This is a genomic window from Nonomuraea indica, from assembly GCF_002850745.1.
Taxonomy (GTDB): Bacteria; Actinomycetota; Actinomycetes; order Streptosporangiales; family Streptosporangiaceae; genus Nonomuraea; species Nonomuraea indica.
Genome location: NZ_KZ559468.1, coordinates 68,477 through 82,375 on the forward strand (window position 1 = coordinate 68,477; position 13,899 = coordinate 82,375).

Annotated in this window: 12 protein-coding genes; 7 read left to right on the forward strand and 5 right to left on the reverse strand. The window is 75.4% G+C overall.

Going from position 1 to position 13,899, the window contains the following annotated elements; translation table 11 throughout:
• Positions 1 to 113: 113 nt before the first annotated feature.
• The 5 genes from CXR44_RS08120 to CXR44_RS08140 all read left to right on the forward strand — a co-directional run bounded on the left by CXR44_RS08120 (position 114) and on the right by CXR44_RS08140 (position 7,089).
• Positions 114 to 1,241: a hypothetical protein gene (locus CXR44_RS08120; RefSeq protein WP_101784305.1), complete on the forward strand. Its 1,128-nt coding sequence runs from the start codon at positions 114 to 116 to the stop codon at positions 1,239 to 1,241.
• Between the two features lie 154 nt (positions 1,242 to 1,395).
• Positions 1,396 to 2,388 carry a LacI family DNA-binding transcriptional regulator gene (locus CXR44_RS08125; protein WP_245898958.1) on the forward strand — a complete coding sequence of 331 codons (993 nt, stop codon included), beginning with the start codon at positions 1,396 to 1,398 and terminating at the stop codon, positions 2,386 to 2,388.
• 226 nt (positions 2,389 to 2,614) lie between these two features.
• Positions 2,615 to 3,397, forward strand: coding sequence for a sugar phosphate isomerase/epimerase family protein (locus tag CXR44_RS08130; protein ID WP_101784307.1), 783 nt, complete (start codon positions 2,615 to 2,617; stop codon positions 3,395 to 3,397).
• Positions 3,394 to 4,320: an alkaline phosphatase family protein gene (locus tag CXR44_RS08135; RefSeq protein ID WP_219601709.1), complete on the forward strand. Its 927-nt coding sequence runs from the start codon at positions 3,394 to 3,396 to the stop codon at positions 4,318 to 4,320. Before CXR44_RS08130 ends, CXR44_RS08135 begins: the two co-directional genes overlap by 4 nt.
• Positions 4,321 to 4,392: 72 nt before the next feature.
• On the forward strand, positions 4,393 to 7,089 hold the full coding sequence (locus CXR44_RS08140) for a PEP/pyruvate-binding domain-containing protein (RefSeq protein WP_219601710.1): 2,697 nt from the start codon (positions 4,393 to 4,395) through the stop codon (positions 7,087 to 7,089).
• A gap of 506 nt (positions 7,090 to 7,595) precedes the next feature.
• On the opposite strand, the gene thrC is transcribed toward CXR44_RS08140, so the two are convergent.
• Complete coding sequence (gene thrC / locus CXR44_RS08145; protein ID WP_219601711.1) at positions 7,596 to 8,660, reverse strand: threonine synthase; 1,065 nt, start codon at positions 8,658 to 8,660, stop codon at positions 7,596 to 7,598.
• 65 nt (positions 8,661 to 8,725) lie between these two features.
• Here thrC and CXR44_RS08150 point away from each other — a divergent pair, with 65 nt between their 5' ends.
• Positions 8,726 to 9,559, forward strand: coding sequence for a MurR/RpiR family transcriptional regulator (locus CXR44_RS08150; RefSeq protein ID WP_101784309.1), 834 nt, complete (start codon positions 8,726 to 8,728; stop codon positions 9,557 to 9,559).
• Between the two features lie 179 nt (positions 9,560 to 9,738).
• Here the strand turns inward: CXR44_RS08150 and CXR44_RS39320 are convergent, their stop codons facing one another.
• Positions 9,739 to 10,293 (reverse strand): hypothetical protein, encoded by a 555-nt coding sequence (locus CXR44_RS39320; RefSeq protein ID WP_180903248.1) that lies wholly within the window; start codon positions 10,291 to 10,293, stop codon positions 9,739 to 9,741.
• 20 nt (positions 10,294 to 10,313) lie between these two features.
• Positions 10,314 to 11,030, reverse strand: a complete 717-nt coding sequence (locus CXR44_RS08160; protein WP_144069901.1) for a TetR/AcrR family transcriptional regulator — start codon at positions 11,028 to 11,030, stop codon at positions 10,314 to 10,316.
• 110 nt (positions 11,031 to 11,140) lie between these two features.
• Here CXR44_RS08160 and CXR44_RS38840 point away from each other — a divergent pair, with 110 nt between their 5' ends.
• Entirely contained in the window at positions 11,141 to 12,394 is a 1,254-nt protein-coding gene (locus tag CXR44_RS38840) for an alpha/beta hydrolase (RefSeq protein ID WP_144069902.1), read from the forward strand.
• A 38-nt stretch (positions 12,395 to 12,432) separates the two neighbouring features.
• On the opposite strand, the gene CXR44_RS08170 is transcribed toward CXR44_RS38840, so the two are convergent.
• Entirely contained in the window at positions 12,433 to 13,419 is a 987-nt protein-coding gene (locus CXR44_RS08170) for an NAD-dependent epimerase/dehydratase family protein (RefSeq protein ID WP_101784311.1), read from the reverse strand.
• Between the two features lie 51 nt (positions 13,420 to 13,470).
• On the reverse strand, positions 13,471 to 13,896 hold the full coding sequence (locus CXR44_RS08175; protein ID WP_101784312.1) for a TspO/MBR family protein: 426 nt from the start codon (positions 13,894 to 13,896) through the stop codon (positions 13,471 to 13,473).
• Positions 13,897 to 13,899 lie beyond the last annotated feature (3 nt).

The following is a 13,899-nucleotide window of genomic DNA, read 5'->3' on the forward strand; positions in this document are numbered from 1 at the left end:
TTGTGTAAGGGGTCGACAACAATTCGTGGCGATGAAGTGAAATATCCGGACAACTGTGGGTCGGCTCTGTTAGTAAAGGTGACGTTTCGGAGTCGTATGAGAGAGGTTCTGTAGTGGCGCGCGACGAGAACGACAGGTCATACGAGGACGGCCAGGGGCGGTCGCTGGACCCGGAGTTGACCGGGGACGTCCTGTCGCCACGGTGGAGCACCGACGACACCGACGAGCAGCCCGCCATCGTGGTGTCCGGCAACGAGACGTACGTCATGCCACCCGACGGCGGCCCGGCCGAGCCGTACGTCCCTCCGCAGGACGCGTTGGACACCTCCTATCCCGCGGTGGACGGTGTTGACGGCCTGGCGCACGGCTATCCCGGTGCGGAGGCCGCCCCCCAGGCCGAGACGGGAGGGCACGCCGACTCCGACAGCGGTTCCCACCTCCTCCAGGACGGCGCCGTTCCGTACGCCGACAGCGGCCCGCACCAGGTCCAGGACGGCCCCGGCGGCTACGCCGACTATGACAGCGGCGCGCACCCGGTGCAGGACGGCGCGGCCGGGTACGACGACTCCCCGGACGACCCCGCCTACCTTCCGCTGGACAAGGGTTACGGCGACGAGGCGGCCGGCGAGACGCGGCGCGGCTTCCTCGGCTCCGGCTGGACCGACGTGGACGACGACCGGCACGCCCGCGACAAGGAGGTGCGCCGCCGCACCAAGGTGCTGGTGGCGGGCGCCGTCGCGGTCGTGGTCCTCGGCCTGGGCGCCGGCTGGATGCTGACCGGCACGTCCTCCGACGACCCCTGCCGCGGGAACCAGTGCGCGAGCGCCGGCCAGGTGAGCGAGTCGCCCGCCGAGTCGCCCGGCCCGGAGGACCCGGAGGGGGCGGTCGACGACTCCACCGGCGCGCCGACGACCGGGCCGACGGCCTCGCAGACCACGGCCCCGACGCCCACAGCCGTCCGGGCCCGCGTCACCCGCACGCCGACGCCCCGCGTCACCACGACCCGCGCCACCGAGCCCACGACCCGGCCGACCAGGCGGGTCACCCAGGAGCCGGAGGTCGTCGAGGAGACCAGCACCGAACGGCGGCCGGACGCCTCCGGCGCGCCGGAGCCCCGGGAGACCGCGGAGCGGCAGGAGCCGACGGCCGAGCCGACGGCGCCGGCCACCCAGGCGCCGGCGCCGAGCCCGACGAAGAGCGAGGGGGGCGGGCTGCTCGACATCCTGTTCCCCTGGGCCTGACCCCTCCCGCGGGCCCGGCGCCCGCACCAGGCGGCACAGGCGGGCGCCGCGCCGATATCGTGCTCCGGCGGGCTGTTCCCCGGGCATGCGGCATGTAAGGATGCGTTCCCGGGAGAGGTCTATCAGACTTGGAAACCGCTTTCCTGGAGGTGTCGTGGTCACGCTGGAAGACGTCGCCAAACAGGCGGGCGTCTCGCTCGCGACCGCCTCGCGCGTGCTCAACGGCAGCACCCGCCAGGTGGGCGCGGCCCTGCGCGCGCGGGTCGAACGGGCCGCCGACGAGCTGGGTTACCGGGCCAACATGGCCGCCCAGACGCTGGCCCGCGGCGCCAGCAACGTCATCGGCATCGTGGTGCACGACCTGACCGACCCCTACTTCGCCGCCCTCGCCGACGGCGCCATGCGCGCCGCCGCGGGCCAGGGCCTGCTCGTCATGGTCGGCACCACCCACCGCGACCCCGAGCAGGAGATCGCCTACGTGGCCACGATGAACGCCCAGCGGGTCCGGGCCGTGCTGCTCGCAGGCTCCCGGGTGGACGACCCGGACGTCACCGGGCGGCTGCGCCGCGAGCTCGAGCGCTACCGGGCCAGCGGCGGGCGGATCGCGTGCGTCGGCCAGGACCTGCTGGGCGTCGACACGGTGGCGCCCGCCAACTACGCGGGCGGGGCCGAGCTCGCCCGGTCGCTGGCCGCCCTCGGCCACACCCGGTTCGCCGTGCTGGCGGGGCCGCCCCACCTGATGACCGCCCGCGACCGCTGCGCCGGCTTCATGGCGGCGCTGGAGGAGCTCGGGCTGCCCGAGCCGCGCGTCGTCCACGGCCCCTTCGACCGCGACGGCGGCTACGCGGCGGCGCGCCAGACGGGTGACGCGACCTGCGTGTTCGCCGTCAACGACGTGATGGCCGTGGGCGCCCTGGCCGCCTACCGCGAGCAGGGCGTGCGGGTGCCCGACGACGTGTCGGTGGCGGGCTTCGACGACATCGCCACGCTGCGCGACCACGTCCCGGCGCTGACCACCGTACGGCTGCCGCTGGCCGACATGGGGGCGCTCGCGCTGGACCTGGCGCTGGGCGAGGGCGACACGGCGGTCGTCGAGCACATCGCCGGCGAGGTCGTCCTGCGCGAGAGCGTCCGCGACATCCGCTGACCATGGCCGCCGGGCCCCCGCAGGGGCCCGCGGTGGACCGGGCCGGTCGCGTGGCTTGGCGTGGGGCGGGCCGGTCACGTGGCGGAGGTGGACCAGGCCGGTCACGTGGCGGAGGTGGGGCCGGCCGGTCGCGTGGGGGCGGCGGCGGGACATGCCCGAATCAGGCGGAATCCGGCGCGATAGCGTGCGGTCGGTACGTGAGGCGAGAAGTGATGCGGGAGGCGCGGTGAAGCTGGCGGTCAGCACGCTGGGAATGCCCGGCGAGGGGCTCGGCGCGGCGATCGAGGTGGCCACGGAGCACGGCTGCCAGGGGCTGGAGCTGCGCCTGCACCCCGACACCGGGGTGCACGCCGGGCTCGGCCCCGGCGAACGGCGGTCGGTGCGCGAGCGGGTGGCGGACGCCGGCCTGGAGATCGCGGCGCTGGCCGGCTACGCGGGGGTGTGCGAGCCGGGCCCCGATGAGCCCGTGGTGGAGCACATCCTCGCCGACCTCGCCCTCGCCGCCGACGTGGGCGCGCCCGGCGTGCGGGTCTTCCCGCGCGGCGAGGACCCCGCCGTGGGCGCGCGCCGCCTCAGGGCCGTCTCGGCCGCGGCCCGCGACCTGGGCGTACGGGTGCTGGTGGAGACGCACGACGCGATGGCCACCGGGGCGAGCGTCGCCCGGCTGCTGGACGAGGCCGCCTGCCCCGAGACCACGGGTGTGATCTGGGACCTGCTGCATCCGTGGCGGCACGGCGAGCAGCCCGCCGACACGCTCGGCGCGCTCGGTCCGTGGCTGGCGTACGTGCAGGTCAAGGACGCCGTCTCGGCCGAGGACAGCACGCCGGTGCCGATGGGGACCGGTTCGGTGCCGCTGGAGGAGAGCGGCGTGCTGCTGCGCGCGTCAGGTTTCGACGGGTGGGTGTCGCTGGAGTGGGAGCGCACCTGGTACCCGCGGGTCGCCCCCGTGGGGGAGATCCTGCCGGGCGCGGCGGCCTGGGTCGAGCGCTTCGGCGGGGGTTCCCGGTGAGGGCCAAGGTGCTGGTCGTCGGCATGGACGGCCTGCGCTTCGACCGGCTCGCCGCCCTCCGCCCGCCCGTGCTGACCACCCTCATGGAGACGGGCGCGTACGGCACGAGCCTGCTCCCGTACGGGGTGGCGGACGAGCCCCGCACCGGGTCGCCCGGCGAGGTGGTCCGTGAGCCCGGTGGCCACGACGCCGGAGTCGCGTCCGGTGGGGGGCGGGTCATCGCGGCGCGGACGGACTCCGGACCCGGATGGTCGTCGGTCGCGACGGGGGTGTGGCCGGACAAGCACGGCGTGGTGGACAACGCCTTCACAGGTGCCCAGTTCACGAAATATCCCGATTTCCTGACGCGGGCGGGGCAGGTCCGTCCCGGCCTGGTCACCGGGGCGTTCTTCTCCTGGCCGGCCCTGCGGGAGCATGGCGCCTTCGGCCCCCGCATCGGTGCCTTCGGGGTGTTCGACGGCTACGCCACGACCTGGGGCGCCGCCGACGAGCAGGTCGCCGAGGCCGCCCTGGAGCACCTGGCGGGCACCGCCGCGGACCTGTCGTTCGTCTACCTCGGCGACACCGACGAGGTGGCCCACGCGCTCGGCCCGCTGGGCCGGGAGTACGCCGGCGCCCTCCACACCCAGGACCGCCAGCTCGGCGACCTGCTCGGCGCGATCCGCGCCCGCCCCTCGTACCCGGAGGAGCGGTGGACGGTGCTGGTCACCACCGACCACGGACACCTGGACGAGGGCGGCCACGGCGGCGTCTCCGCGGCCGAGCGCACGGTGTTCGTCATCGCCGCCCGCCTGGACGAGGACCTGGGCGGCGCCCGGCTCGACGCGCCCCGGCCGGTGGACGTCGCGCCCACCGCGCTGGCCGCCCTCGGCATCGACCCCGACCCGGCCTGGGATCTGGACGGGGTGCCGCTGCCCCTCTGAAGTCATCAGGTGTTGGATTTCGCTGCGTCAGGGGCGACACTCGTAACGACGCCGAACACCTGGATGTGACCCTTGACCACCGCGCCGCGGTTCTCCGAGATCGACGCCGGGATGCTCGCCGAAGTAGGCGGCAAGGCCGCCCACCTCGGCGAGCTGACCCGGGCCGGCCTGCCGGTCCCGCCCGGCTGGGCGCTGACCACCGAGGCCTACCGCCGGGTCGCCGAGGCGGCGGGCCTCGCGGAGGTCATCGCCGGCGGGGGAAGCGCGGCCGGCCTGGCCGGGGCCGCCCGGACGCGGCTGCTGGAGACGCCCGTCCCGGCCGAGGTGGCCGGAGCGGTCGTGGCCGCGTACGAGGAACTGGGCGGCGGGCCGGTCGCCGTGCGCTCGTCGGCGACGGCCGAGGACCTGCCGTTCGCCAGCTTCGCCGGCCAGCAGGACACCTATCTCAACGTCGTGGGCGCCGACGCCGTGCTCGACGCCGTCCGCCGCTGCTGGGCGTCGCTGTGGACCGACCGCGCCGTCGCCTACCGCGAGGCCAACGGCATCGACCACGCCGGGGTCCGGATCGCGGTGGTCGTGCAGGTCATGGTGGACGCGCGGGTGGCCGGGGTGATGTTCACCGCGAACCCGCTCACGGGCCGGCGGCACGAGGCGGTCATCGACGCGAGCCCCGGCCTCGGCGAGGCCGTGGTCTCCGGCGCGGTGAACCCCGACCGCTTCGTCGTGGACACCGCCACCGGCAGCGTCCTCGACCGGCACGAGGGCGACAAACGCCTGGCCGTCCGCGCCGTGCCCGGCGGCGGCACCCGGCGCGAGGAGCACGTCCCGGCCGGACTGTGCCTGACCGACGCCCAGGCACGCGACCTGGCCGGGCTGGGCGCCCGCGTGGAGCGGCACTACGGCGCGCCACAGGACATCGAATGGGCGATCGACGACGCCGGCCGGCTCTGGCTCACCCAGGCCAGACCCGTCACCACGCTCTACCCGCTGCCCGAGACCACGCGCGAGGGCCTGCGCGTCTACTTCAGCGTCAACGTCGCGCAGGGCGTCATGGGGCCGCTCACCCCGATGGGGCTGGCCGCGATCAAGCTGACGGCGGCCGGCGCGGCGCGGCTGTTCGGGTACGGGCCGGCGGTGCCGGGCGACGGGCCCGCGTTCATGGCCGAGTCGGGCGGGCGGCTGTGGCTCGACCTCACGACGGCCCTGCGCAGCCGGGCGGGCCGGATGATCCTGCCCCGGATGCTGCGGCTCGGCGAGGCCCGCGCCGCCGTCGTCGTGGACCGGCTGATGACGGACCCGCGCCTGTCGGTGATCCACACCACGCGCCGCCCGGTCGTGCGGGCCGCGGCCCGCTTCGCCCGGCGGATCCACCTGCCCGCCCGCGTGCTGCGGGCGCTCGCCGGCCCCCGCGGGTCGCACGCGTACGTCCGCGGGCTCGGCGAGCGGATCGACCGGCGGCTGCGCGTGCCCGCCGGGGCGACGCCCGCCCAGCGCCTCGACCACGCCGAACGGGTGCTCGCCGGCACGTTCCCGCTCGTCGTGTCCGTCATGCCCTTCGTGATCACCGGCTACGGCCTGTTCGCGCTGGCCGCCCGGCTGTCCGGCGTGCCGCTGGGCGAGATGCAGGACGTGCTGCGCAGCCTGCCCGCCAACCCCACCACGGAGATGGACCTGGAACTGTGGGCGCTGGCCGGCCGGATCGAGCCCGAGCCGTTCCGGGAACTGCCGGTGCACGAGCTGGCGCGCCGCTACCGGGACGGCGCGCTGCCCCCGAAGGCGCAGCGCGAGATCGCCGGTTTCCTCGGCAGGTACGGGCACCGCGGCGTCGCCGAGATCGACCTGGGCCTGCCGCGGTGGTCGGAGGACCCCGCGCACATCCTCGGCGTGCTCGCCAACTACCTGCGCACCGGCGTCGCGGACGGCCCCGCGCCCGACGAGCTGTTCGACCGCGGAGCCGCCGACGCGGAGGCGGCCGTGGCCGCCGTCGTCGCCCGCGCCCGGCGCGGCGGGCGGCTGCGGGGCGCGGTCACCCGGTTCGCGCTGCGCCGGACCAGGGCCTACGGGGGACTGCGCGAGATGCCGAAATTCCTCCTCGTCCAGACGCTGGCCGGGGTGCGGAGCAGCATGCTCGCGGTCGGCGAGCACCTCGCCGCCGCCGGGGTGCTCGCCGACGCGGACGACGTGTTCTTCCTGACCTTCGCCGAGGCCAGAGCGGCCCTGCCGGGCTGCGACCCGGGTCGCGACGGGTACGGCACGGGCGGTGAGTGGGGCGGTGACCTGGGTCGCGACGGGTACGGCACGGGCGGTGAGCCGGGCGGTGACCTGCGTGAGCTGGTAGCGGGGCGGCGCGCGGCCTACGAGCGGGAGGCGCGCCGCAGGCACGTCCCCCGGGTCATGCTATCCGACGGCACCGAGCCCGAGGCCCAGGCCGCCGCCACCGCCGAGCCCGGCTTCCTCCGCGGAAGCGCGGCCTCGGCGGGCACCGTCACCGGTCCCGCCCGGGTGGTGCTCGACCCGGTCGGCGCGCACCTGGAGCCCGGCGAGATCCTGGTCTGCCCGTCCACCGACCCCGGCTGGACCCCGCTGTTCCTCACCGCGGGCGGGCTGGTGATGGAGATGGGCGGCGCGATGTCGCACGGAGCGGTCGTGGCCCGCGAGTACGGCATCCCGGCCGTCGTCGGAGTCGCCGACGCCACCCGCCGCATCACCACCGGCGCCCGCATCACCGTGGACGGCGCCGCCGGCACCGTCACCCTCCAGGAGGCCTGACGGCGCCCGCGCGGAATTTCTGGACGTTTCCTGTACGCCCGGTCCGCATGCTGGGACCGCAGCGGAACGCACCAGGACCGCCCGGCGCACCCCCCTCCACGCCCGCCGGGCACCGCGGGCCGCCCGGCCCACCTCCACAGGCCGGGCGGCCCGCCCCGCTGCCGCCCCGCGTCGGCGGGGCAGGCTCGTGTCAGCCGCGCAGGGCCGCGTCGGCGGGCGGGCTCGTGTCAGTCGCGCAGGCCCGCGCCGGTCGCGCAGGCCCGCATCGGCGGCGCTGGTCCGGTGTCGGCCGCGCAGGTCCGTGTCGGCGGGCGGGCTCGTGTCGGCGGGCGGGCTCGTGTCGGTCGCGCGGGCCCGCATCGGCGGCGCTGGTCCCGTGTCGGCCGCGCAGGCCCGCGTCGGCGGGCTCGTGTCAGCCGTGCAGGCCCGCGTCGGTCGCGCAGGCCCGCATCGGCGGCGCTGGTCCCGTGTCGGTCGCGTCGGCCGGCCAGGGCCGTGCGGTGAGCTCAGGCCGCCAGGCGCAGGGCGCGGGCCACGTCCGCGGTGGCGGCCGTCGTCTCCACCGGCGCGTACCCGCCGCGCAGCGCGGCGTCGGCGTCCTTGAGGCCGTTCCCGCTGAGAGTGATCACGACGCGCAGCCCGGAGGGGAGAAGCCCGCGGCGGTGCCGGTCGAGCAGCCCCGCGATGCCCGCAGCCGAGGCCGGTTCGGCGAAGACGCCGTCGTGGCGGGCCACCGCCCGGTACGCCGCGAAGATCTGTTCGTCTGTCACGGCGGCGATGAGCCCCCCGGACTCGTCACGGGCGCCGACCGCGCCGTCCCAGGTCGCCGGGTGGCCGACACGGATGGCGGTGGCCTCCGTCGCGGGGTCGGCGACGGGCGCGCCGCGCACGAGCGGCGCCGCGCCCGCCGCCTGGAACCCCCACATGCGCGGCACCCCGCCGGCCAGGCCCTCGGCGGCGTAGGCGCGGTAGCCCTGCCAGGTCGCGGTGATGTTCCCGCCGTTGCCCACGGGCAGGCAGTGCACGTCGGGCGCGTCGCCGAGCGCGTCCACGATCTCGTACGCCACCGTCCGCTGCCCCGCCAGCCGCAGCTCGTTGCGCACCGAGTTGACCAGCGCGACGGGGTGGTGCGCCGCCAGCTCGCGGGCCGCGCGCAGGCAGTCGTCGAACGTGCCGGCGATCTCCACGACCCGGGCGCCGTAGCGGACGGCCTGGCCCAGCTTGCCGAGGGCGACGGCGCCCCTGGGCACCAGCACGGCCGCCGCGAGGCCGGCGCGGGCCGCGTAGGCGGCCGCCGAGGCGCTGGTGTTCCCCGTCGAGGCGCACAGCACGAGCTCGGCGCCGGACTCGGCGGCCCGGCTCACGGCCACGGTCATCCCTCGGTCCTTGAACGACCCGGTGGGGTTGGCGCCCTCCACCTTGAGCCACACGTCGCAGCCGGTCAGCGTGGACAGGTGGGCGGAGCGCAGCAGCGGTGTGGCGCCCTCGTGCAGGGAGACGGACGGGGTGGCGTCGGTGACGGGGAGCCAGCGCCGGTAGCGGCTGTCGATCAGTCCATGCCAGGTGGTCATGCGCCGGACCATAACATTTGTTTCGCTGATTGAGCCAATGCCGAGTTCATGTAACATTCGTCAGTATGGATGCCGACGCCCTCGTGACCCGGCTGGGGGAGATGTATCCCGGGCTGCCGCCAGGCGAGCGGGCCATCGCCCGGGTGCTTCTCGACGACTACCCGTTCGCGGCGCTCGGCTCGCTGCGCACCCTCGCCGAGCGGGCCGGCGTCAGCCCGCCCACCGCCTCGCGCCTGGTCGGCCGGCTCGGGTTCGCCGGTTTCGCCGACTTCCAGGCCGCCGTACGGGCCGATGCCCGCGAGCACGACCGGTCGCGGCTGAGCGAGTTCGTCACCCGGCCGCCCGGCCTCCACGACGCGGCCGAGGACCTCCGCTCCGGCCTGGCGGGCACGCTCGCCGCCGTGACCGGGCCGCTGCTCGACGCCGTCGCCGCCCGGCTGGCCGAGGCCGGCACGGTCTGGGCCCTCGGCGGGCCGCTCAGCGAGCTGGCCGCCGACTACCTCGTCCGCCAGCTCGCGGGACTGCGCCCCGGCGCGCACCGCGTCCCCGACCAGCCCGCCGCCCGTGCCCGTGTCCTGCTCGACCTGGGGCCGCCGGACGTCGTCGTCGCCTACGACTTCCGCCGCTACTCCGCCGCGACGGCCAGGTTCGTCCACGCGGCCCGCGCCCGCGGCGCCCGGCTGGTCCTCGTCACGGACGCCTGGGAGTCGCCGCTGGCCGGACAGGCCGAGGTGCTGATCCGGCTGCCCCGCGAGGCCGCCGGACCCATCGCGCCCCTCACCCACGAGATCGCCGTCACCGAGCTGATCCTCGTCGCCGCGGCCGCCCGCCTCGACCCGGCGGCCCGGCTCGCCGCCCTCGACGCCCTCACCCGCGACCTGTCACCGCCCGACGCCTGACCCTCGACCCTGCCTGTGCCGGATGCCGCCGACCGCCTCACGACCACCTCGGCAAGCCCGCCCGGGCCCGCTTCGCCCCCGCCCGGGCCCGCTTCGCCCCCGCTCCGACCTGGCCGCCAAGAGCCGACGCGCACCTCGGTCGCCGGGGGCATGCCGGCGGCCGGCCGGGAAGCCGCCGGTCAGCTCACGCAGTCCTGGTTCTTCAGCCCCAGGGCCAGCGCCTCCACCTTGCCGCGCCGGTTGACGCCGAAGTAGTAGTACGCCTTCGGGTTGCCGGGCGCGGTGGCGTACCAGCCGCTCACCTCCTCCTTGACGCCGGGGTAGGCCTTCTTGACCTGGCGCAGCGTGGCGCCGGTGCCGATGCCCCGGGGCGTCCGGACGTCCTTCGGCGCGAAGATGACGGCCACGCCGCGCCGGGCCGAGATGTAGAGGCCGATCTCGTCGCGCGGGTTGCGGTGGGCCTTGTAGTCCCAGCCGGAGCAGTGGCCACGCGACTTCAGCACGATCTTCCCGGTGGCCTTGGCCTGCTTGGCCGTCATGCCCAGCCGGACGCCGCCGTAGCCGTACGGGCCGAAGGCGCCCTTCGGCGCGGCGACGACCGAGGTCGTGGCGAAGGTCGTGGCGGCGGTCGTGGCGGCGGTCGTGGCGGCGATCGTGGTGGGCGCCGCAGCGGCCGCGGCGGGTGCCGCGGCCGCCAGCAGGGTGCCGGCCGCCAGCGCCGCCACCACCGGCATCGGCCGGCTCGTTCGGTGATTCATGGTGCCCCCGCATTCGTGGCAGGTGATGTGTCCCTTGTTCGATGAGCGGGAGCGGCCGAAGGTTCGCGGCTTTCCGTACCGGGAGAGGCGCGGGTGGCCGCCGCCGGCGGCAGCACGTCGATGCTCAGGGCGCCGAAGTAGCCTTGGGCGGCGAACTGGACGATCGTCTCGGCCATCCGTCGCGCGGGTAGCGGCCGGTCGTGTTCCAGCCACCAGGTGATGGCTCCGAGGATCAGGTTGGCCGCGAGCACGAGCACAAGGTCCTCAGCTGTCCCGCCCTGTCCCGTGCCGGGAGCGTCGCGGTCCCGGACGGCGCGCAGCCGATCACGGGCCAGGTCTACGCAGCGCTCCCGCAGCCGGGCGATGAACCATGGGTCCCCGCGCCGCCCGAGCAGCGCCGCGTACAGCCGATGATGCCGGCCGACATGCTCGAACAGCTGCTCCCAGCCGGCGAGCCGCTCAGGCACCGGGACGTGGCCGCCCGGGCCGAGTCCGGCCGGCAACTCGCCGATGACCTCCTCGACGATCTCCTCGACCAGCGCGTACTTGTCCTGGTAGTAGCGGTAGAACGTGGCCCGGTTGATCATCGCGCTCCGGGCGATGTCGCCGACCGTGGTCTCGGCGAACCCCTTCGCCTCCACGAGCTCGATCAGCGCCTGGCGGATGAGCCTCCGGGTGCGCGCCGCCTGCAGCCCGCCCGGTTGATGCGACATCTGCCGCCGCGTGTTGCCTTCCGCCACATCCGTGCCTTCCTGCCGGTGGTGGGTCCGCGATCAGCGGCCGAAGCTGGGTGCGCAAGCGCCCGATCGACGAAGGGGAAACCATGGCCACCAGCGCCGTCATGACGATCAACCGGCTCGGATTCGCCGACAGCGAGATGCTGGATTTCGCCTACCTGCGTACCCTCGCCTACGCCGACCAGGATGCCGCATCGGCGGGCGAGGTCGTGTACGTCGCGCGGAGGATCGCCCGCGAGGGAGGCGGCCGCGAGGCCTTCATCCAGGCGTGGACCGAGCAGGGCCGCACCGCGGCCCGGATGGCCGGCGACGCCCTCGCCGCCGGCCGTGAAGCGACCGCGCGGGTGTTCCTGCACCGCGCCTACAACTACCTGCGGACCGCCGAGTTCTACTTCGACCGCGCCCGGGCCGAGGAGTTCACCGCTCTCTACGACGAGAGCGTCTCCCATTTCGACCGCGCGCTGCCGCTGCTCGACACGCCGGCCGAACGCGTCGCCATCCCCTACCGGGACGGCATCGACCTGCCGGGCCACTTCTTCGCCGCCGACGACTCCGGCAGGCCACGCCCGACCGTCGTCGTCTCCGGTGGCGGCGACGGCCACGGCGAGGAGCTGTACTTCCTGGCCGGTGTGCCCCATGCGCTGGCCCGCGGACTCAACGTGCTGCTGTTTCACGGGCCGGGCCAGCGCGGCCTGCTGCATCACCACCCCGGCCAGGTCTTCCGCGCCGACGCGGAGGTCCCGTTCGGCTCCGTGCTGGACTACGTGACCACCCGGCCCGACGTCCGGGCCGATCGCGTCGCGCTGTACGGGCTGAGCTTCGGCGGCTACCTCGCCCCGCGCGCCGCCGCCCATGACCGGCGCGTCGCCGCCCTGGTCGCCAACGCCCCGATCACCGACTTCCACGCCCTGATCGTCGACGCCCTGGCCTCGGCGCTGCCCACCCCGCCGCCCGCCGACGCCCCCGCCGAGTTCTGGAACGGCCTCTACGAGCAGGTCGGCGCCGCCGACTGGGCGCTGCAGGCCACCATGGACAACTACATGCTCTGGACCACCGGGGCCGAGACCTTCGCCGACTACCTCCTGGACATGTCCCGGTCCTTCACCCTCGACGGGCTGCTGACCCGGATCTCCTGCCCCACCCTCACCCTGTCCTCCGACGGCGAGAACGACGTCGCGCACCGCCAGGCCCGCCTGTTCCATGAGCAGCTCGACGTCCCCCTCAAGAGCTTCGAGCGGCTGACCACCGAACTCGGCGCCGACAGCCACTGCGGGATCAGCAACATCGCACTGACCTCCACGCTGGTCTACGACTGGCTCGCCGAGGTGCTGAGTCGCTGACGCCGCCCGGCTCTCCTGCGGTCCCGAAGCCGCCGGCGTCAGCCGAGGGCGGCGAGGAGCTCGCGCTCGCGCCCGGCGCTGAGGCCGGCGCGTCTCGGCCGGTCGAGGCCCTGCTCGCGCTCCCAGCGAAGCGTGTCGGCCAGCAGGTCGGCCCGGGACCGGTGGCGGAGCCCCGCGGCGCGCGCCGCCGACCCGCTGCGGGCCGAGAACCCCGTCCAGCCCGGGTCGGCCAGCCACATCGGCAGCGACTCGGGCCCCATGTACTCGGCCACGCCGTTGGCCAGCAGCCACGCCGGGTCGGCGGTGACCACGGGGCCCGTGTGACCGCCGGCGGCGCGCGACAGCTCGACCCACTCCCCGAACGGCACGACCGGGCCGACGGCGTCGTAGGCGCCGGTGATCCCCGACTCCGCGGCGTCGAGCAGCCAGGCGATGAGGTCGCGCACGTCGACGGCCTGCGTCGGCAGGGACGGCGCGTCGGGGACCAGCATCGGCCCCAGCGGGTCGCGCGCCGCACGGGCCGCCCAGTAACCCGAACGCCCGCTGTGATCGCCCGGGCCGCCGATGAGCCCGGCCCGGGCGACGAGCAGGCGGTCACCGACGACCGCCGTCGTCGCCTGCTCGCAGGCCACCTTCGCCTCGCCGTACACCGTGCGATCGACCTCGCCGCGGTCGGTCGGGGCGAGGAGCGGCGCGGACTCGTCGGCGTCCGGCGCGGCATGGGAGGCGTAGGCGCTGACGGAGGAGACATAGGTCCAGTGGCGGGCCCGGTCGCCCAGCGCGTCGAGCGCCGCCCGCACGAAGCCGGGCTGCCAGGACACCTCGATGACCGCATCCCACTGGCGGCCGCGCAGCGGCGCGTACGCGGCGGGGTCACGCCGGTCGGCGGCCACGAGAGTGGCCCCCTCCGCGACCGCTCCGCTCTCGCCGCGAGCGAGGCACGTCACCCGATGGCCGCGCGAGAGCGCCTGCCGTGACGCCTCCCGCCCCACCCACGCCGTCCCGCCCAGAATCAAGATCTCCATCCGGACATTCAAGCACCGCGCGCGGGACGGCGTGGAGGTGACGGCGGACGTTCAGCCGGCGGTGCGGCCGGGGCGGGGCGACCACACCTGGGCCACCATGACGGCGCTCGCGCCGAACAGCGCCATGCCCAGAGGGACGTGGACGGCGAGGTCGCCGCTCCCTCCGAGCACGAACTGGACGCTGATCAGCACGAGGAGGATCGCGCTGACGGCCAGGTGGCGCGCCGATCCCCGGCCCGCCCGCCACACCAGGAACGCGGCGACGATCTGCAGCACCATCGCGACCGTGACGACGGGGCCGGTGGCATGGTGCAGTTCGCGGCTGCCCCCGTCGGACAGGAGCTGTCCGGCGGTGATGCCCTGTACCAGCAGCGTGGCGGACAGGAACGCGGTGCTCGCCTTCATCAGGGCGAAGAACCGGGGGCGCGCGGGCCGCCCGCCATGAGCGGGGGAGGACGGCCTGGTCCGCGTCGACACGGG

Excerpts from the sequence above, each read along its gene's own strand:
- thrC (WP_219601711.1), bottom strand. The coding sequence starts at position 8,660 with ATGACCACCTGGCATGGACTGATCGACAGCCGCTACCGGCGCTGGCTC.
- CXR44_RS08150 (WP_101784309.1), top strand. The coding sequence starts at position 8,726 with ATGGATGCCGACGCCCTCGTGACCCGGCTGGGGGAGATGTATCCCGGG.
- CXR44_RS39320 (WP_180903248.1), bottom strand. The coding sequence starts at position 10,293 with ATGCCGGTGGTGGCGGCGCTGGCGGCCGGCACCCTGCTGGCGGCCGCG.
- CXR44_RS08160 (WP_144069901.1), bottom strand. The coding sequence starts at position 11,030 with ATGTCGCATCAACCGGGCGGGCTGCAGGCGGCGCGCACCCGGAGGCTC.
- CXR44_RS38840 (WP_144069902.1), top strand. The coding sequence starts at position 11,141 with ATGGCCACCAGCGCCGTCATGACGATCAACCGGCTCGGATTCGCCGAC.
- CXR44_RS08170 (WP_101784311.1), bottom strand. The coding sequence starts at position 13,419 with ATGGAGATCTTGATTCTGGGCGGGACGGCGTGGGTGGGGCGGGAGGCG.